Consider the following 18,436-nt stretch of genomic DNA (forward strand, 5'->3'; position numbering starts at 1 on the left):
TTATTATATTTTTCAGCAAATTAAATTGCGTTATTTTATTATCCTTCGTAAAGATAAGTTGTAAGATAATGTAATTCAGGTTTGCTTGCTGCCTTAGATTCTGCTTCTGCCTGTTCCATAGAATATTGTGAAGTGATTTCTTTTTTCTGGAATACAAAAGAATTATTGGCATTTTTATCAATCACCTCATTGAAAATATGCTGGATTTCTGAATTTCCCAATGATGAAAAACTGATATCTTCAAAGCCATACATCAATCTCAAATCATCAAACTGCGAGAAATTTTCATCAGTAAAACCTTGCAGCTGAGCTTTTGAATCAAAATTTCCTGCCCAGATATTATACGCGTATTTTTTCTTTTTCGGTTTGTCTAAAATACTCTGATATACGAAGTTTTCACCAAGATACGCTTCTCTTACCAGCGGATCGTTTGCCAGCTCTTCCGGAAGGCCTTCTTTCAAAATCCTGCCTTCAAACATGATGTATGTTTTATTGGTAATTGCTAAAGTCTGCTGAACGTTGTGATCGGTGATTAAAATTCCAATATTTTTATCAACCAAGCTTCGTACAATTTTCTGAATATCTTCAACAGCGATCGGGTCAACTCCCGCAAAAGGCTCATCCAACAGGATAAAACTAGGGTCTGTTGCCAGACAGCGCGCAATTTCTGTTCTGCGTCTTTCCCCTCCGGAAAGAAGATCACCTCTGTTTTTACGGACGTGCTGCAGAGAAAATTCCTCAACCAGTTCGTCGCACTTTATTTGTTGCTCGCGCTTTGAAAGCTTCGTTAACTGCAAAACTCCCATGATGTTTTCTTCCACCGAAAGCTTCCTGAAAACCGAGGCTTCCTGAGCCAGATAACCGATTCCTTTTTGAGCTCTGCGGTACATCGCATCGGTTGTAATCTCCTGCTTATCAAGGAAAATCCTACCGGAGGTGGGCTTAACCAATCCTACGATCATATAGAATGAAGTGGTTTTTCCTGCCCCGTTCGGACCAAGCAGCCCAACAATTTCTCCCTGTTCAACCTGTACAGAAACGCCTTTTACAACTTTTTTAGGACCGTATTCTTTGATTAAATTTTCTCCTCGTAAAATCATAGTCGCAAAGATAAAGTTTTTTTGAATTAAAAATTTTAGATTAAGAAACGGTTGTTAAAGTTTTATGATTTTTTAATAGATGTAACGATTTACAATTTAAAACTACTTATTAAAAACAATTCACATAATCTCAAAAAATATTAAAATGGAAAATTACGGCTATACAAAAACGGATAATCAGAATCAGCAAAACAATGTTCCTTATCGTTCGGAAAAGAAAATCCCTGCAGCTTTATTGGGAATTCTTGTCGGCTGGCTGGCTTTAAATAAATTTTATCTTGGCTATACAAAAGAAGGAATTATTCAAATAATTCTTAACATAGTTACTTTGGGAGTAGCTTCCATTATTCCTTTTATTGAGGGGATTTTATATTTATTTATGAGTGATAAACAGTTTGATGATACGTATGTATATGGCAAAAAAGGCTGGTTGTAAGATTTAATATAAATTTCTTCTGTTTTTATTTAATTTCCATAATTTTATATGACCAAATAACAACTCATTGAATTATGGAAAATAATCAACAGCTGACAGATCTTTTAGCCTTAGATCTTGGGGTCAATATTGTCAATCGCAGACCTTACGCGAAGGAGGTTTTCAAGTGGCAGGATATGGATTTGCTGCCGCATTCCTCAACGGATACATTATTGTGTGAAATTTTTGAATGGAACGGAAGAAACTGGAGAACAACAGGAAATAACCTGATCGGATTTTTGTTTTCAGGGGAAGAGCTGAATACCATTAAAACCAAATTAATGAACGTTCAGAAATATCCTGCTCTGATTCCGGATTTTGAATTCAATAAAGACAGCATGATCGAGTTTGGTCTTTCATTACCTTCTTTATTCAACATCGGAGTAAACGGAGATATTAAAAATGCCAAAGACTTTTCAGTAAAAGTAAATGGAGTGACCAAATCAAGAATTACCAACATTGATTCTCCCGGAATTGAAATTTTAAGAAGCTATTCTGAATTTACTCAGGAGCAGTCTAAGACTTATCGGAAAAACATTAAGTTTAATTATTTAAGCACTTCTCTTTTCTTTGCTGAAAGTGTAGAAATTAATCTTGAAAAAGATGCGGGGGTAAATTTAGAGGTAAGCTTTCAGACACAGGATGTTGAAGTTCAGGCTAAAGTTGATACCGATACAAAGAAAAATTTCGTTTTGAAATATACCGGAAATCAGGCTCCTTTTGCAGCAAAATTTACCAAAGGAAAGGATTTTGATATTTCTTAAAATTTTTACAAAATCATATCAATAGGAACGGGCTTTAGCCCGTTTTGTCAATTACATCTTTCTTTAAAAGGCTTTAGCCAAACTTATTTTAAATTTTGGCTAAAGCCCTATGAGTTTTTACTTTTATTAAACGGGCTAAAGCCCGTTGCTATTGATAATTTTTTACCTGTTTAAAAGAATCGCTGCTTCTTTCGCAAAATAGGTAAAAATCATATCTGCTCCGGCTCTTTTGAAGCAAGTTAAGCTTTCAATAATCGTTTTATCATTATCAAGCCAGCCGTTTTGGGCAGCTGCTTTTACCATCGCATATTCTCCGCTGACGTTGTAAACTGCAATCGGCAGGTCGATCGCTTCACGAACTTTAGACACAATATCTAAATATGGCAATCCCGGTTTGATCATAATAATATCAGCACCTTCATCAATATCTTTGAAAACTTCATTTAACGCTTCTCTTGAATTATGAAAATCCATCTGATATGTTTTTTTGTCTTTCGGAATTTCCATATTATCTTTTGGGGCGCTGTCTAAAGCACTTCTGAAGGGTCCGTAGAACGAACTTGCATATTTTGCGGCATAACTCAAAATCCCGACATCCGTAAATCCGCTATCTTCCAAAGCCTCACGAATGGTCTGAACTCTTCCGTCCATCATGTCACTTGGTGCCACAATGTCAGCTCCTGCTTCTGCATGTGAAACGGACATTCTTGCCAACGCGTCATTGGTTGCATCATTCATGATTTTACCGTTTTCGATAATTCCGTCGTGACCGTAAATTGAATAAGGATCTAAAGCAACATCCGGCATAATAATCATCTCAGGAACGGCATCTTTGATAGCTCTGATGGTGTTTTGCATCAATCCGTCTTTATTCCAGGCTTCTTTTCCGGTGTTGTCCTTTAAATGTTCCGACACCTTCATATACAGATTGACCGCTTTTACTCCTAAAGAAAATAACTCTTTACATTCTTTCACCGTTAAATCTATGCTCCTCCTGAAAATTCCCGGCATCGATGCGATGGGTTCTTCCTTGTTTTCGCCCTCCATTACGAAGATCGGCATTACAAAATCATTCGTTGTAAGATTATTTTCTCTTACCAGACCTCTTATAGATTCATTAACCCTAAGTCTTCTATTTCTTGAATGTATCATCTTTTGGAATACTTTTTGAATAAGTTTCTACAAATTTACTACAACTTATATAAAAAACTATTGCGAGAGATTGTAGAATTATTTATTTTTGTTACTAAATACTTGAGAAATTATAATTTGATGAAAAAACTTTTACTTTTATTTATCTTTTTAGGCACTTTTGTTGGGTTTTCCAGCAATTTGAAAGCTCAGATAAAAGAGCCAGGTTCCATCTCACAAAAAGCGGATGATGGTGTGTTAGTTGCCTATCCCAATCCTGCGAAGGACTTTTTAATTGTGAAGGCAAAAGATACTTCTTTGAAGATCAAAAGCGTGACTTTCTATTCAATTTTGGGTACACAGGTTGCCAATTATTCGGTGAATATGAATACGGGAGAGATCAATATTGAAAAATTGAAACCCGGAAAATATCTAATCCGATATATTTTGAGCGACAACACGCAAAAGGTTACTCAAATCGTAAAACAATAAAATTAAATCCTGATAATCATCAGGATTTTTTCTTTTACATTAATTCTGTTTTAATAATTCCGTAACTTTCGGGACTATTCTATACTAATTGTAAAAAACAATTTAATGCTAAAAGCAGAACATATTACAAAGACCTATAATGCAGGAAAAAAGGTAGCGTTGGATGATTTCAGCATTCATGTTCCGAAGGCAAGTATTTATGGTCTTTTAGGTCCGAACGGAGCCGGAAAAACTTCTTTTATCCGTATCATCAATCAAATTACTCAGGCTGATTCCGGAGATGTTTTCATTAACGGGGAAAAACTTAACCCTACCCATATCAAAGACATCGGTTATATGCCTGAAGAAAGAGGTCTTTACAAAAATATGAGCGTGGGAGATCAGATCGTTTATTTCGGAGAACTGAAAGGCATGAGCAAAAACGATGCTCAGAATGAAGCAAAAAAATGGTTCGACAAACTTCACATCGATCAATGGTGGAAGAAAAAACTGTCTGAACTGTCAAAAGGGATGGCCCAAAAGATCCAGTTTGTGGTGACGGTTCTTCACAGACCACATTTATTGATTCTCGATGAGCCGTTTTCAGGCTTTGACCCTGTAAATGCCAATTTAATTAAAGATCAGATCATTGACCTTAAAAATAACGGAACGACCATTATTCTTTCAACCCACAGAATGGAAAGTGTGGAAGAAATGTGTGATTATGTTGCTTTAATTGATAATTCTAAAAAAATCATTGACGGAAGAGTTTTCGATGTAAGAGAAAAATTCAAGAAAAATATTTTCGGAATTACCCTTTCTGAAGTAAACGATTCTCAATTTGATACTTTCAAAAATAAATATGAGATCTTTAATTTATCCAACGAAAACAACCTGGTTTCTTTTGATTTAAAAAATGAAAGCGATCAGAATCATATCATTTTAGATCTTGTGAATGTTGGAAAAGTGAGATCATTCGACGAGAGAATTCCGAGTATGAATGAAGTGTTTATTAATGCGGTAAGCAACAACTCTTAATTATGAATAATATTTTTTTAATTACAAAAAGGGAATTTCTTACGCAGGTTAAGAAAAAATCCTTCATTATATTAACTTTATTGGCACCAATTTTATTGATCGCTTTTGGGTCTGTCATTGGCTTAATGTTTAAAGCTAATGAATCGCACAGCATTATTGAAGTCGTTGATAAAAGCGGTCTATTCAAAAATCAGTTGAAATCTGACGATCAGATCAATTATGTTTTTGTTTCTGCGGCTGATGAAAAATCGAAGATCAACAATTTAAAAGGAAATGAATCTTTAGACGGAATTTTGATTTTACCAGAATTAAAAACCAAAAATTTCGATGATTTAGAACAAAATACAAGATTGGTCATCAACAGTAAAATCGGTTTTGATACCAAGCAGAAAATCGTTTCTGATATTAATAATGTTATCAAAAAAGAAAAGATAAAACAGCTGGGAATCGCTGAAGCTCAATTGAATAATCTTGATAAAAGTTTTACGTTAAAAACCATCAATGTTTCGGAAAACAACAAAGAAGATTCTGACCTTAATTTTGGGGTAAAAACAGTGTTGAGCATGCTTTTAATGTATGTTACCTTCATGTTTATCATCATTTATGGTGTGAGAGTCATGCGAAGTGTTCTGGAGGAAAAAAACAACCGTGTTGTTGAGATTATTATCTCTTCTGTAAAGCCTTTTGAGCTGATGATGGGGAAAATTCTGGGGGTAACGCTCGTTGCTCTGACACAGTTTATTGTTTGGATTACGATGTCTGTTATTGGAGCTTTAATTTTAAATACAGGTTTTTCATCCATTCATAAAAATATCCCCGGAAGTGAAGGAATGATGGGTAAATTTGACATTCTAAAAATGGGAACTCAGGTTTCTCACAGTTTATTGGAGTTGAATTTTCCTTTAATTATCTTCGTATTCATTGTGTTTTTCTTATTGGGATACATTTTTTACAGCTCGATTTATGCAGCCATCGGTTCTGCCGTTGACAATGAAACGGAAACCCAGCAATTCACTTTATTTGCTATTTTACCATTGACTTTAGGGATGTACGGAAGTTTTACTTTAATGAATAATCCCGACGGGCCGCTTGGCTTTTGGTTGTCAATTATCCCGTTTACATCGCCTGTTGCGATGATTGCGAGAATACCTTTTGGAGTTCCGGCATGGCAGATTGCTTTATCGATCGGATTGCTTTTAGGAACAACTATTTTTATGATATTCCTTGCGGGGAAAATTTACAGAGTAGGGATTTTAATGTATGGAAATAAGGCTACTTTGAAGGAGCTTTGGAAATGGATTAAAGGATAAATTAGTATGTCCTTTTGCCTTGAAGCAAAAGGACCAAAAGTTCAAGACTGGAATCTTTCGCTAAAAATAATTTCTGTTCACTAAAAATTCTAAAACTTGCGCGAAATTTACTATTTGTTCTCCGATTCAACATTTAGGTCGCGCTTCAAACACTAGAATTTTTTTAACGTTCTCAGAACTTATTTTATTAACGCTAAAGCTTCCTAGGTCGGTTAGACCACGCAATTAATTCCAGTTTGTCAAATTAAATTTAAGTCCAAGTTTAAATTATAAAATAAAAATCCCGAGAATTGCTCCCGGGATTTTTTATGTTTTGAACGAAATAAATCTTATTTATTATTCAAAGATGTAGCTCAAAGTTAAACTAAGAACCTGTTCAGATTTATTCTTATTAGATCCTTTTGGTTCGTTCTTAAGCCCCGGATATGTATCGGAAATACCAAAATCATATTTTGCTGTTAATTCCAATTGTCTTTTATAACTATATCCTACCCCAACTCCTACTCCGAAATTAAAGCTGCTTGCTTTTCCGTTTACATTAGACAAAGCAGGATCAACAACATCCGGATTGTAATAAGGTCTTGATAAAGGAGCATTTTTCACTTTCTGACTTAATAAGAAATTAAATCTAGGTCCTACTATACCAAAGAATTCTGATTCATCTTCAGAAAAATATCCTTTGAAATTAATAGGAACACTTAAATAGTTATTGGCATACACAGCGTCATAACCATCCACTCCTTTAGAATCTTTATTTTTTCCGGTTTCTCCTGCACCAAAATAAACGATTTCGGGCTGAAGGAAAAACTGATTTTCATTTCCGACAGGGATTAAAGCTAAAACACCTGCCTGAACGGTAAATCTTTTTCCTGAGGGATTGTGGGCATTTTTCACCCCTGAATAGTTACCTCCTGCAGTGATACCAAATCTTGTGCTACTAAAATCAATCTGTGCGAAAGATAGAGTAGAGAATACCACAGCCGAGGCTAATAAAATTTTTTTCATATGTTTGTTTTTATGTTAAGCTAAAACTTTTGCTACAGTTGCACCAATATCAGCCGGGGAATCTACAACATTGATACCATTTTCTCTCATGATTTCCATTTTTGCCTGAGCTGTATCTTCATCACCTCCTACAATTGCACCAGCATGTCCCATAGTTCTTCCTTTAGGAGCCGTTTGACCAGCGATAAAACCTACAACAGGCTTAGTAGACCCGCTTGCTTTGTACCATCTTGCAGCTTCAGCCTCAAGGCCACCACCGATTTCTCCGATCATTACAACAGCTTCTGTTTCAGGATCATTGATGAATAACTCCAATGCTTCTCTTGTGGTTGTTCCGATGATTGGGTCTCCACCGATTCCGATTGCCGTTGAGATCCCGAAACCAGCTCTTACAACCTGGTCAGCAGCTTCATAAGTAAGAGTTCCTGATTTAGAAACGATCCCTACTTTTCCTTTTTTGAAAACGAAACCAGGCATAATACCAATTTTAGCTTCATCAGAAGTAATGATTCCCGGACAGTTTGGACCGATTAATCTGCAGTCTCTGTCAGCGATGTAAGATTTTACTTTCACCATATCCGCTACAGGAATACCTTCAGTAATACATACAATAACTTTAATACCTGCTTCAGCAGCTTCCATAATAGCATCTGCAGCAAATGCAGGCGGTACGAAAATGATACTTACGTTAGCTCCGGCTTTTGCAACAGCATCAGCAACAGTATTGAATACAGGCTTTCCTAAGTGCTCGCTTCCTCCTTTTCCAGGAGTAACACCACCTACTACGTTTGTTCCGTATTCAATCATCTGGCTTGCATGGAAAGTCCCTTCGTTCCCTGTAAATCCTTGTACAATTACTTTAGAATCTTTGTTTACTAAAATTGACATTTTATTATGTTTTAATTTATTTTTTTGTTTTATTAATGCTCACAAATTTACTTATTTTTCTTTGATTTAAGATAAAACTTTCAATTTGTTTATTTGAGATTTCTCAGCTTTACTTCTTTTTTCAGATATGTTTTAAAATCTTCTGCAAACATCCCGATATAGGTTCCTTTTTCAAGATCTCTGTTGACTCCGGTTTTGCCTAAAAGAACAGATCCGCTATCAATTTTATTACCGGAAGCGATGCCTACCTGCCCCCACAATGTCACTTCATCACCGATTATACAGCATCCTGCGATGCCCACTTGCGAAGCGATTAAACATTTTTTACCGATAACCGTATCATGGCCGATCTGAATTTGATTATCCAGAACGGAGCCTTCCCCAATGATTGTAGAATCCGTAACACCGCGGTCGATTGTACAGCCGTTTCCGATTTCTACATTGTTTTCGATAACGACGTTTCCGACAGAAATCAGACGGTCAAAATTTCCGTTTACTTTTCTGTAATAAAAGGCATCACCTCCTAAAACCGTATTGGACTGAATCACTACATTATCGCCGATCACCGATCTGTCACCAATGACAACATTTGGAAAAATCAGTGTATTTTTTCCGATTTTCACATTATTTCCGATCACTGCTGAGCGGTGAATATGGGTTCCTTCCCCTATTTCAACATCGTGAAGCTCTTCCGTGAAATTGTAAATTCTCGTGAAATGCGTATTAATTTTATTAAAATCCCTGAAAGGATCATCAGAAACCAACAGGGCTTTTCCTTCCGGACAGTCAACTTCTTTATCAATTAAAATAATAGTTGCCGCTGAATGTAAAGCTTTATCGTAATATTTCGGATGATTAACAAAAACAATCTCGCCATGTTTTACCCTATGGATTTCATTAGTTCCCAGTACTTCAAAGTCTTCAGAACCAATAAATTTTGCACCGATAAGATCAGCAATAGTTTTCAGTTTTTGTGGTTGATGAAACGTCATATTTTTAAATGATGTTTAAATTTTTATCAATTGTTTCAAGATTTAAGCCTTAAAACGGTTTTGTAAATTCGGTTGTATCCCGATGCTATCAGATCAGATGCCTTAAAAAAAAAATTATCCAAAATATTTATTGAATATCAACTTTTTCCTTAATTGTCTTAATTTGAAATTAGCCTTTTATTTTCCTATACATTAAGAATTTAAGATAATTCAGACTCTTTTAATTTAAGAATTGACAAACCAATTTTATATTAAATTCATTAAGAACAACTTAACATCTTAATATTCAAAACAAATTTTACAAAATTTTAATGCATTTGACCTGCTATATTATTCCGTTGGATTACATCCAATTCTTTGTTAAGTCGTCCCTTCGGGACTTCCAAAGTTTATAAAACAAAATTCGGACTGCTAGTGCAAACCGAATTTATGTAAATTGTATTATTATTTTACTCTTTCCAGGTAAGAACCGTCTTCTGTGCTTACTTTGATTCTGTCTCCCGGCTCGATAAACAGAGGAACCATTACTCGAGCTCCTGTTTCAACGATAGCGTTTTTAAGAGCATTGGTCGCTGTATTTCCTTTTACTCCCGGATCAGCTTCGATCACGTCAAGGAAAACCGATTGAGGAAGTTCCGCAGAAAGTGGAGTTTCATCAGCTTCTTTCAGGATGATCGTAACCTCTTCACCAGCTTTCATAAACTGAGAGTTCTCGATCATTTCTTTATCAAGATAAAGCTGCGAAAAATCGTCATTATTCATAAAGTGGAAACCATTTTCGTCATCATAAAGATATTGGAATTTTCTTGTAATTACTTTAACCTCATCAATTTTATGTCCTGCAGAGAAGGTATTATCCAATACTTTTCCGTTGGTTACTGATTTTAGTTTTGTTCTTACGAAAGCTGGTCCTTTTCCTGGTTTTACGTGAAGAAATTCGATTACTTTGAAAATATCATTGCTAAATTCGATGCAAAGTCCTTTTCTTATATCGTTACTTGTTGCCATTAATTTTATATTATCTTTATTTTTACTATTAACTATCTTTTCCTGTTCCGTATCCTTTTACGATACCTCTTGGAGAATTTTGGATAAACTGAAGAATTTCATCTCTTTCAGCGGTTGGAAGCATTTCTTTTTCGATGTAAGTTACGGCCTGGGAAACGTTCATTTTCATTTGGAAAATCGTTCTGTAAATTTTTTGAATTTCGAAAATCTTCTCATTGGTAAATCCTCTTCTTCTCAGACCAACAGAGTTGATTCCTGCGTAAGACATTGGCTCTCTCGCTACTTTTACATAAGGTGGAATATCTTTTCTTACCAGAGTTCCTCCCGAAATCATTACGTGTTTTCCGATTTTTCCAAACTGATGAACAGCACTGAGGCCTCCCATCACCGTGTAATCGCCGATCTCAACATGCCCCGCAATACCACAACCATTTACAATGATTACATGATCACCGATCACGCAGTCGTGTGCAATGTGGGAAGTTGCCATAATCAGGCAATTTTTACCGATTTTGGTAAATCCGAGAGCTTTTGTCCCTCTGTTTACCGTTACACACTCTCTGATTGTTGTTTCATCACCAATAATTACCTGGGTATCTTCCCCGTCAAATTTTAAATCCTGGGGAATCGCCGAGATTACCGTTCCGGGAAAAATCCTGCAGTTTTTACCGATTCTTGCTCCATCCATGATGGTAACATTAGGGCCAATCCAAGTACCTTCTCCGATTTCTACGTCCCCTGCAATTGTAGTAAAAGGTTCTACAATAACATTTTTGCTGATTTTCGCACGTTTATCTACGGCTGCTAATTGATGAATCATTTAATCAACTTTATTTTTTGCAACTTGAGCCATTAACTCTGCTTCTACTGCTACAGTATCACCTACATATCCGAATCCCTGCATATGAACAATTCCTCTTCTGATAGGCTCTATTAATTCAATTTTGAAAATCATGGTATCCCCGGGAACTACTTTTCTCTTGAATTTTACTTTATCAATTTTAATGAAATAGGTAGAATAATTTTCAGGATCCGGAACGCTTGCCAATACCAGAATACCTCCTGTCTGCGCCAACGCTTCAACTTGTAAAACGCCCGGCATTACAGGCTCTTTCGGAAAATGCCCAACGAAGAAGGGTTCGTTCATTGTAACATTTTTCAAACCTACAACGTGAGAATCTGACAGTTCCAGAATTTTATCGATCAACAAAAACGGAGGTCTGTGAGGCATTAGCTTCATAATTCCGTTGATATCGAAAACAGGTTCTTTTGTTAAATCAAAATCAGGAACGTTTTTCTTCTTTTGCAGCTTCCACTGGCGGTTGAGTTTTTTTGCAAATTGAGTATTTACGAAATGTCCTGGCTTATTAGCAATAACTTTTCCTTTAATTTTCACTCCGGCCAAAGCCAAATCACCGATTACATCCAATAATTTGTGTCTTGCAGCTTCGTTAGGATAATTTAAATTAAGATTATCAAGAATTCCGTTTGGTCTGATCGACACATTGTCTTTACCAAAGGCTTTCTTTAATTTTTCTGTTGTTTCAGGCGTAAGATCTTTATCTACATAAACGATTGCGTTGGAAATATCTCCACCTTTGATCAAGCCGTGATCTAAGAGCATTTCCAATTCATGCAAAAAGCTGAATGTTCTCGCAGATGAGATTTCTTCTTTAAACTCTGAAATATTTTTTAATGTAGCATTTTGAGTTCCTAACACTTTAGTCCCAAAATCTACCATTGTTGTAATTTCGTAATTTTCTGATGGGATGATCGTGATTTCAGAACCTGTCGCAGGATCACTGTACGTAAGAACCTCTTTTACCACCAGATATTCTCTGGCAATGTTCTGCTCTACAACGCCGACACTTTCGATCGCTTCTACAAAAAACTTTGAAGATCCGTCTAAAATGGGAGGTTCTGAAGCGTCCATTTCCAACATTGCGTTATCAATATCACAGCCTACTAAAGCTGCCAAAAGGTGCTCGCAAGTATTGATTTTTACCCCTAATTTCTCTAATGTTGTTCCTCTTTCAGTTGCCACAACATAATTTACATCAGCTTCTACCTGAGGATGTCCCTCTAAATCTGTTCTTACAAAGACAAAACCTGTATTTTCTTTGGCTGGTTTAATGGTAAGTTTTACTTCTCTACCCGTATGAAGGCCGATTCCGGAAAGTGTTACCTCTTCCTGAAGCGTTTTTTGCATATCACTCATTAGTATTATCTTTTGAGGTATTCTCAAGATTATTTATTCTTTTTACAATTTCAGTAAAATTTCTGAAATGCACATAGTTTCTAAGATACTCATTATAACTTATCGCAGGTGATCCGTATAATGTTTCTTTATCATTTACGCTAGAATTCACACCACTCTGGGCCTGAATTTTAACCTGATTTCCAATTTTAATATGTCCCACAACTCCGACCTGTCCGCCAATCTGGTTCCAGTCGCCGATTGTTGTAGAACCCGCAATTCCGGCTTGCGCTGCAATGACATTGTTCTGACCGATTTTCACATTATGTGCAATCTGGATCAAATTATCGATTTTAGTTCCTTTTCCTATAATCGTTGAGCCGATGGTTGCCCTGTCGATGCTGCAGTTTGAGCCAATTTCAACATCATTTTCAATAATTACATTTCCCAGTTGAGGAATTTTTTTGAAACCTTCCGTTGTAGGCTGGAAACCAAAACCGTCGCCACCAATCACCGTATTGGAATGAATCACACAATTATCACCGATAATACAGTAATCGTAGATTCTTGCTCCGCTGTCAATTTTACAGTTCTTTCCTATTTTTACCCCTTTTCCGATATAAACCTGAGGATAAATCTGTGATCCTTCACCGATTTTAGCTTTTTCAGAAATATAAGTAAAGGCTCCTACATATACCTTATCGCCGATTATGGCAGTTTCATGAATAGAAGAACCATTTTCGATCCCTTCTTTTCTGCCCTGCATCTCCTGATACAGATTCATCAAAACCTGAAACGAAAGGTAGGCATCTTTTACCGCAATAATAGTAGGATTGTAAGTATCTTTTACTAAAAGATTCTCAGAAACAATAAGAACGGAACATTTTGAAGTATCTATAAAATGGGAAAACCGATCTTGTGCTATAAAAGAAAGATGCCCTGATTCTCCATTTTCTATTGGTGAAACTCCTGTAATAAGTGCATGCTCGTCACCTATAATTTTTCCGTCAATAAAACTTGCAATTTGCGAAGCTGTAAATTCCATATTCTGCAAAGATAAGAAATTCTATAATTCGCAAACATTTTTTAATTTTGGGATCGTAAATTTTAATATACTTTAAGAATTTATTTACGAAATATCTCTCGGAAACGTCAGTATATATCTTGTCGTCTTATTCACGATAAGCCCTGATAAAAGCTGATCTTCGGATTCATCGAGCCTTATTTTTCCGCCATTTTTCCGCAATAAATAAATCGGCTGCTTTTTTGTATTATAAGGAAGAAGTTTTCTTTTGATTTCGTGTACGAGCTGATCTCCATTATCAATTCCGAAAAATTCGTTCGTTTTTTTTATTTTTTCTTCAATGAATTCCCTATTAAACTGGTGGGATGAAATGATTGTTTTCGGCAAATTTCTCTGTATCACACATTTACACCAGTAAGATAAGATCACATCATCCGAATTTTGCCATGATTTCATGGCCTGAATAACGTCATTATCATCAAGCTGTGTGAATCTTTCAACATCTTCATCGGTTGCCGAGCTTTTTCCTCGGTATAAAAAATATTTTAAATTTTCTGTTGCCGGCAGATCAGTTCCCTGTGAAACCAGATATTTTGCTCTTTCTAAGATTTTAACCAAAAGAAATTCCGCCAACGCCGATGTTTTGTGATAATATACCTGCCAATACATGAACATTCTGGCTGTCAGAAAGTTTTCAATGGAATAAATTCCTTTGGCATCGATTACCAATTCACCTTCTTCACAAACATTCATCATGGAAATTATTCGCTGTGTATTAATATTTCCTTCAGAAACTCCCGTGAAAAAGCTGTCTCGCTTTAAATAATCAAGCCTGTCAACATCTAATTGAGACGAAATCAGCTGATTGAAAAATTTTCTATGATATTTCCCCTGAAACATTTCTATCGCCATTGATAACTGGCCACTAAACTCATTATTTAACCTATTCATTAATAATAACGAAAGATTTTCGTGATGCCAATCATCCATCAGCATACTTTCCAAGGCGTGAGAAAACGGACCATGACCAATATCATGCATTAAAATCGCCAGCATTGCGCCTTTTTCTTCTTCATCAGAGATTTTAACCCCTTTCTGCTTCAACGTTTCCAAAGCAGTAAACATCAGATGCATCGCGCCCAAAGCATGATGAAACCTCGTATGTGTCGCGCCCGGAAAAATCAGATTCAAAAGTCCGGTTTGCCCAATTCTTCTTAATCGCTGGAAGTATGGATGCTCGATAATGTCGAATAAAATTTCATGTGGAATTTTGATGAATCCGTGAACGGGATCGTTGATGATTTTAAGCTTATTCTGCATTGAAACGTCAGTATTTATACACAAATTTAGGGATTTTATATTTTAGGATTGATTAATTTTCTATTAAAAAAGGTTTGATTTAAACATAGATGACACAATATTTTCACAAATAATATCAATTTGGAATTTGTGTTTAACGCAAAGTTCACAAAGATTTTCTTTACAGTTGTTATGCATATTTTCGTTCGCAAAGGCATTTCACTCAGCAAAGATTGGTTGTAAATTCTCATAATTCGTTCGGTTCCATCAATAGAACGGGCTTTAGCCCGTTTAATCAAACCAAATCAATTGGCTTTAGCCAAAACATACTTCAAATGGTTATTAATGAAAATATTTGTGCCAAATGTGTTTAAAAATTATCTTTGGTTGAATAAACCAGTAAATGAGAAAATTCTCACTTTTTATCATCTTATTTTTAAGTTTAAACTTTTCCGCGCAAGCTCTATCCGAGACTCAAAAACTGGAATCGCTTTGTAAAGTTTGGGGATTTTTAAAATATTACCATCCGAATGTTGCAAAAGGAACTTTTAATTGGGATCAACAATTATTTCAGAAAATAAATGAACTTAAAAATATTAATAATAAAAATCAATTAAACGAATTATATTCAAAATGGATTGACAGTCTTGGAAAAGTTGATGAATGTAAAGAATGTTCAAAAAAAGAAAATAAAGTCTATTTTTTAAAGAATTTCGATTTAAACTGGATCAATAATCAAAATATTTTTTCTGAAAATGTCACTCAAAAGTTGAAATATATTCAGAATAATAGAAATATTAGCGAAAATCATTATTTCGGAAAAGGTGGAAGAAAAGTTTATTTTAGAAATGAAAATTCTTATGGCTCAAAATTCACTTCAAAAGAAATAAACCTTTTAGAATTATTCAGATATTGGAATTATATTGAATATTTTTTTCCTTACAAGTATAAAACAGATCAAAATTGGAATGATGTTTTAACGGAAATGATTCCGAAGTTTCTCACTATTAATACTACTGAAAATTATCATTTGACATTGGCAGAATTAGTGACAAAGGTTGATGATTCGCATGCTTTTTTATTTTCACCATTCATTAGCTTAAACCAATACGGAAGGAGAAAAGTTCCCGTGGAATATCTGTACGCGGAAGGAAAATTGGTTGTAACGAAAACTAATTCAAACAAATTTAATGAAGAAACACCTTTACAAACCGGAGATGTTATTTATGATATTAATGGTCTGACGATTCCTCAAAAAGTAAATGCTTTCGGAAAATATATTCCGGCATCCAATTCCTGGGGAAAGATCAAAAAAGTGAAAAATCTTTTTCTTTTTACCAATAAAGATTCAATTAATCTTAAAATAGAAAGAAATGGACAAAATTTAGCCTTACAAATAAAAACCTATCTCTTAAAAGATATCATTTCAGAAAAGCCCGCCCAACCGGAAAAATGGAAATTTTATGATGAAGAAAAGAAGATCGGATATGTGAATATGGGGGTTATTGAACGGGAAGATTTAGATGAAATGTACAGCAATTTAAAATCTGCAGAATCCATTATTTTTGATTTAAGAAATTATCCCAAACAAACAATTTTCCCTTTGGCAAAGCTGTTACTTCCTGAAAGTTTTATTTATTATCAATTTAATTTTCCAGATACAAATTATTTGAGTAAATTTTATAGCCGAAAAAATCAGATCGGTGTAAAAAATTCTGATTATTACAAAGGAAATGTAGTAGTTTTGGTAGACGAAAATACGCAGAGCCAGGCCGAGACAACCACTATGATGTTTAAGCAGCATCCAAAAGCAAAAGTGATTGGCAGCAATACTTCCGGAGCCAATGGAGATGTGATTTATTTAAACATTGCTGATCTGGAAACGAGCTTTACCGGTCTCGGAGCCTATTATCCCGACGGTAAGGAAACGCAGAGAATCGGAATTATTCCTGATATTATCGTGAAACCTACCGTAAAAGGGATAAAAGAAGGAAAAGATGAAGTTCTGGAAAGAGCTTTGGAATATATAAAAGACGGTCATTAGATGAAACAATAATGCAAATATTCCGTTATGCTTTCATTTAACTTATATTTAACTTAAAACCTGCTTATTTTGGCAGTTTTTGAAAAGAATTGGTCAACAATTTGATACTATAACCATGTAAAAAATTAATTATGTCGGAAAAGATATTATGGATAGATGATGAAATAGATTTACTTAAACCTCACATCGTATTTTTAGAAAAAAAAGGCTATCAGGTAACGCCTGTTAACAACGTCAATGAGGCGCTTGAACTAATGGATTCAGAGAAATTCGCATTAACGCTTATTGATGAAAATATGCCCGGAATTTCCGGACTGGAAGCAATTCCTATGATTAAAGAGAAAGATAATTCTCTAAAAATTGTAATGGTGACGAAAAGTGAAGAGGAACACATTATGGAAGAAGCGATCGGATCTCAGATCGCAGATTATATCTTAAAGCCCGTAAATCCCAACCAGATTTTATTATCGTTAAAGAAAAACCTTCAGGAAGATAATCTTGTTGAGCAGAAAACTATTCTGCAATATCAACAGGAATTCAGAAATCTTTCTATGGAACTTTCTTATTTGAGAACATACCAGGAATGGGCGGAATATTATAAGAAAATTGTCAACTGGGAAATCAAGTTTGACAAAGTGGCAGATAACGAATTTGCAGATCTTTTGCAATCCCAGAAAGAAGAAGCCAACATTCAGTTTGCAAAATTTATCGAAAACAATTATGAAGACTGGTTAAACGGAAATGAAAAACCATTAATGAGCCATACGCTTTTTAAGGAAAAAATCAAGCCCGAGGTTGAAAAAGAAAAAGTTCTTTTACTGATGGTCGATAACCTTCGCTATGATCAGTGGAAAGTGATTGAGCCGTTATTTACGAAACATTACAATAAAGTGTCCGAAGATTATTATTACAGTATTCTTCCGACTGCAACTCAGTATGCGAGAAACTCTTTCTTTGCAGGATTAATGCCTTCTGAGATTGAAAAACGTTTCCCTGACAAATGGTTTAACGATAATGAAGACGGAAATAAAAACGAATTTGAAAGGGATTTCCTTGAAGATCAAATGAAAAGAATTGGTTTAGGCTCTAAATCAATGAAATATCTAAAAGTTTTAAACGCTGATTTTGAAAGAAAGATTTATGAAGATTTTAATCAGCACAAAAACAATGATCTGTTGGTAATTGTTTACAACTTTATCGATATTCTTTCGCACGCAAAAACGGATAATCATATTGTCGACCAGTTGATTCGTGATGATAAAACCTTCCGTTCTTTGACATCAAACTGGTTTGAAAATTCATCATTAGTTAAAATAATTAAGCTTGCGGCTGAAAGTGGCTATAAATTAGTTATCACCACAGACCATGGAACGGTTTACGTTAAAAAACCAAGCAAAGTAGTCGGTGATAGAGAAACATCTACTAACATTCGTTATAAAACAGGAAAAAGTTTAACCTACGATTCAAGCGATGTCTGGGCGGTGACTAATCCTGAAAAGCTTTTCTTACCGAAAGGTAATTTGAGCTCAAAATATATTTTTGCCAAGAATAATATTTTCTTAGCTTATCCAAAAAATTACAATCACTTCGTAAACTATTATAAAGAAACGTACCAGCACGGCGGGATTTCCCTTGAGGAATGTATCATCCCGATCAGTATTTTAGAACCCAAGTAGTTCTTTTTCATAGT

16 protein-coding genes and 1 pseudogene are annotated in these 18,436 nt (G+C 35.1%); 7 read left to right on the top strand and 10 right to left on the bottom strand.

Annotated elements, in window-relative coordinates; genetic code table 11:
- Positions 1 to 374: 374 nt before the first annotated feature.
- Positions 375 to 1,100: pseudogene (lptB, locus tag BLT04_RS11340) on the bottom strand (LPS export ABC transporter ATP-binding protein); the annotation flags it as partial.
- Positions 1,101 to 1,245: 145 nt separating this feature from the next.
- On the opposite strand from lptB, the gene BLT04_RS11345 reads away from it, so the two are divergent.
- Together BLT04_RS11345 and BLT04_RS11350 are read left to right on the top strand one after the other, a co-directional pair.
- Entirely contained in the window at positions 1,246 to 1,536 is a 291-nt protein-coding gene (locus tag BLT04_RS11345; RefSeq protein WP_089755923.1) for a TM2 domain-containing protein, read from the top strand.
- A gap of 74 nt (positions 1,537 to 1,610) precedes the next feature.
- Complete coding sequence (locus BLT04_RS11350) at positions 1,611 to 2,339, top strand: hypothetical protein (RefSeq protein ID WP_089755924.1); 729 nt, start codon at positions 1,611 to 1,613, stop codon at positions 2,337 to 2,339.
- Positions 2,340 to 2,501: 162 nt separating this feature from the next.
- Here BLT04_RS11350 and hemB read toward each other — a convergent pair whose 3' ends face one another.
- Complete coding sequence (gene hemB, locus BLT04_RS11355; RefSeq protein ID WP_089755925.1) at positions 2,502 to 3,491, bottom strand: porphobilinogen synthase; 990 nt, start codon at positions 3,489 to 3,491, stop codon at positions 2,502 to 2,504.
- A gap of 120 nt (positions 3,492 to 3,611) precedes the next feature.
- Here hemB and BLT04_RS11360 point away from each other — a divergent pair, with 120 nt between their 5' ends.
- From BLT04_RS11360 to BLT04_RS11370, 3 genes are all read left to right on the top strand, one after another.
- Positions 3,612 to 3,962, top strand: coding sequence for a T9SS type A sorting domain-containing protein (locus BLT04_RS11360; protein ID WP_089755926.1), 351 nt, complete (start codon positions 3,612 to 3,614; stop codon positions 3,960 to 3,962).
- A gap of 105 nt (positions 3,963 to 4,067) precedes the next feature.
- Positions 4,068 to 4,979 (top strand): ABC transporter ATP-binding protein, encoded by a 912-nt coding sequence (locus BLT04_RS11365; RefSeq protein ID WP_089755927.1) that lies wholly within the window; start codon positions 4,068 to 4,070, stop codon positions 4,977 to 4,979.
- 2 nt (positions 4,980 to 4,981) lie between these two features.
- Complete coding sequence (locus BLT04_RS11370) at positions 4,982 to 6,289, top strand: ABC transporter permease (RefSeq protein ID WP_089755928.1); 1,308 nt, start codon at positions 4,982 to 4,984, stop codon at positions 6,287 to 6,289.
- A 336-nt stretch (positions 6,290 to 6,625) separates the two neighbouring features.
- On the opposite strand, the gene BLT04_RS11375 is transcribed toward BLT04_RS11370, so the two are convergent.
- From BLT04_RS11375 to BLT04_RS11410, 8 genes are all read right to left on the bottom strand, one after another.
- Entirely contained in the window at positions 6,626 to 7,294 is a 669-nt protein-coding gene (locus tag BLT04_RS11375; RefSeq protein ID WP_089755929.1) for a porin family protein, read from the bottom strand.
- A 15-nt stretch (positions 7,295 to 7,309) separates the two neighbouring features.
- Positions 7,310 to 8,182 carry a succinate--CoA ligase subunit alpha gene (sucD, locus tag BLT04_RS11380; RefSeq protein WP_089755930.1) on the bottom strand — a complete coding sequence of 291 codons (873 nt, stop codon included), beginning with the start codon at positions 8,180 to 8,182 and terminating at the stop codon, positions 7,310 to 7,312.
- An 89-nt stretch (positions 8,183 to 8,271) separates the two neighbouring features.
- Positions 8,272 to 9,174: a UDP-3-O-(3-hydroxymyristoyl)glucosamine N-acyltransferase gene (locus BLT04_RS11385; protein ID WP_089755931.1), complete on the bottom strand. Its 903-nt coding sequence runs from the start codon at positions 9,172 to 9,174 to the stop codon at positions 8,272 to 8,274.
- A 444-nt stretch (positions 9,175 to 9,618) separates the two neighbouring features.
- Positions 9,619 to 10,182, bottom strand: a complete 564-nt coding sequence (gene efp, locus BLT04_RS11390; RefSeq protein WP_089755932.1) for an elongation factor P — start codon at positions 10,180 to 10,182, stop codon at positions 9,619 to 9,621.
- Between the two features lie 28 nt (positions 10,183 to 10,210).
- On the bottom strand, positions 10,211 to 11,002 hold the full coding sequence (lpxA, locus tag BLT04_RS11395; protein ID WP_089755933.1) for an acyl-ACP--UDP-N-acetylglucosamine O-acyltransferase: 792 nt from the start codon (positions 11,000 to 11,002) through the stop codon (positions 10,211 to 10,213).
- Positions 11,003 to 12,400: a bifunctional UDP-3-O-[3-hydroxymyristoyl] N-acetylglucosamine deacetylase/3-hydroxyacyl-ACP dehydratase gene (locus BLT04_RS11400; protein WP_089755934.1), complete on the bottom strand. Its 1,398-nt coding sequence runs from the start codon at positions 12,398 to 12,400 to the stop codon at positions 11,003 to 11,005.
- Positions 12,393 to 13,424, bottom strand: coding sequence for a UDP-3-O-(3-hydroxymyristoyl)glucosamine N-acyltransferase (gene lpxD / locus BLT04_RS11405; RefSeq protein ID WP_089755935.1), 1,032 nt, complete (start codon positions 13,422 to 13,424; stop codon positions 12,393 to 12,395). The genes BLT04_RS11400 and lpxD overlap by 8 nt, the downstream gene beginning before the upstream one ends.
- Before the next feature lie 84 nt (positions 13,425 to 13,508).
- Positions 13,509 to 14,723, bottom strand: coding sequence for an HD domain-containing protein (locus BLT04_RS11410; RefSeq protein WP_089755936.1), 1,215 nt, complete (start codon positions 14,721 to 14,723; stop codon positions 13,509 to 13,511).
- Between the two features lie 382 nt (positions 14,724 to 15,105).
- Here BLT04_RS11410 and BLT04_RS11415 point away from each other — a divergent pair, with 382 nt between their 5' ends.
- Positions 15,106 to 16,746: a S41 family peptidase gene (locus BLT04_RS11415; protein WP_089755937.1), complete on the top strand. Its 1,641-nt coding sequence runs from the start codon at positions 15,106 to 15,108 to the stop codon at positions 16,744 to 16,746.
- Between the two features lie 131 nt (positions 16,747 to 16,877).
- The gene (porX, locus tag BLT04_RS11420; protein ID WP_089755938.1) at positions 16,878 to 18,422 is read left to right on the top strand and encodes a T9SS response regulator signal transducer PorX; all 1,545 of its coding nucleotides are present in this window, start codon (positions 16,878 to 16,880) and stop codon (positions 18,420 to 18,422) included.
- The last annotated feature ends 14 nt before the right edge of the window (positions 18,423 to 18,436 follow it).

Source organism: Chryseobacterium soldanellicola, from assembly GCF_900100115.1.
GTDB classification, from domain to species: domain Bacteria; phylum Bacteroidota; class Bacteroidia; order Flavobacteriales; family Weeksellaceae; genus Chryseobacterium; species Chryseobacterium soldanellicola.

What these genes read in the sequence shown, in the direction of transcription:
- BLT04_RS11345 (WP_089755923.1), top strand. Translation starts at nt 1,246, where the DNA reads ATGGAAAATTACGGCTATACAAAAACGGATAATCAGAATCAGCAAAAC.
- BLT04_RS11350 (WP_089755924.1), top strand. Translation starts at nt 1,611, where the DNA reads ATGGAAAATAATCAACAGCTGACAGATCTTTTAGCCTTAGATCTTGGG.
- hemB (WP_089755925.1), bottom strand. Translation starts at nt 3,491, where the DNA reads ATGATACATTCAAGAAATAGAAGACTTAGGGTTAATGAATCTATAAGA.
- BLT04_RS11360 (WP_089755926.1), top strand. Translation starts at nt 3,612, where the DNA reads ATGAAAAAACTTTTACTTTTATTTATCTTTTTAGGCACTTTTGTTGGG.
- BLT04_RS11365 (WP_089755927.1), top strand. Translation starts at nt 4,068, where the DNA reads ATGCTAAAAGCAGAACATATTACAAAGACCTATAATGCAGGAAAAAAG.
- BLT04_RS11370 (WP_089755928.1), top strand. Translation starts at nt 4,982, where the DNA reads ATGAATAATATTTTTTTAATTACAAAAAGGGAATTTCTTACGCAGGTT.
- BLT04_RS11375 (WP_089755929.1), bottom strand. Translation starts at nt 7,294, where the DNA reads ATGAAAAAAATTTTATTAGCCTCGGCTGTGGTATTCTCTACTCTATCT.
- sucD (WP_089755930.1), bottom strand. Translation starts at nt 8,182, where the DNA reads ATGTCAATTTTAGTAAACAAAGATTCTAAAGTAATTGTACAAGGATTT.
- BLT04_RS11385 (WP_089755931.1), bottom strand. Translation starts at nt 9,174, where the DNA reads ATGACGTTTCATCAACCACAAAAACTGAAAACTATTGCTGATCTTATC.
- efp (WP_089755932.1), bottom strand. Translation starts at nt 10,182, where the DNA reads ATGGCAACAAGTAACGATATAAGAAAAGGACTTTGCATCGAATTTAGC.
- lpxA (WP_089755933.1), bottom strand. Translation starts at nt 11,002, where the DNA reads ATGATTCATCAATTAGCAGCCGTAGATAAACGTGCGAAAATCAGCAAA.
- BLT04_RS11400 (WP_089755934.1), bottom strand. Translation starts at nt 12,400, where the DNA reads ATGAGTGATATGCAAAAAACGCTTCAGGAAGAGGTAACACTTTCCGGA.
- lpxD (WP_089755935.1), bottom strand. Translation starts at nt 13,424, where the DNA reads ATGGAATTTACAGCTTCGCAAATTGCAAGTTTTATTGACGGAAAAATT.
- BLT04_RS11410 (WP_089755936.1), bottom strand. Translation starts at nt 14,723, where the DNA reads ATGCAGAATAAGCTTAAAATCATCAACGATCCCGTTCACGGATTCATC.
- BLT04_RS11415 (WP_089755937.1), top strand. Translation starts at nt 15,106, where the DNA reads ATGAGAAAATTCTCACTTTTTATCATCTTATTTTTAAGTTTAAACTTT.
- porX (WP_089755938.1), top strand. Translation starts at nt 16,878, where the DNA reads ATGTCGGAAAAGATATTATGGATAGATGATGAAATAGATTTACTTAAA.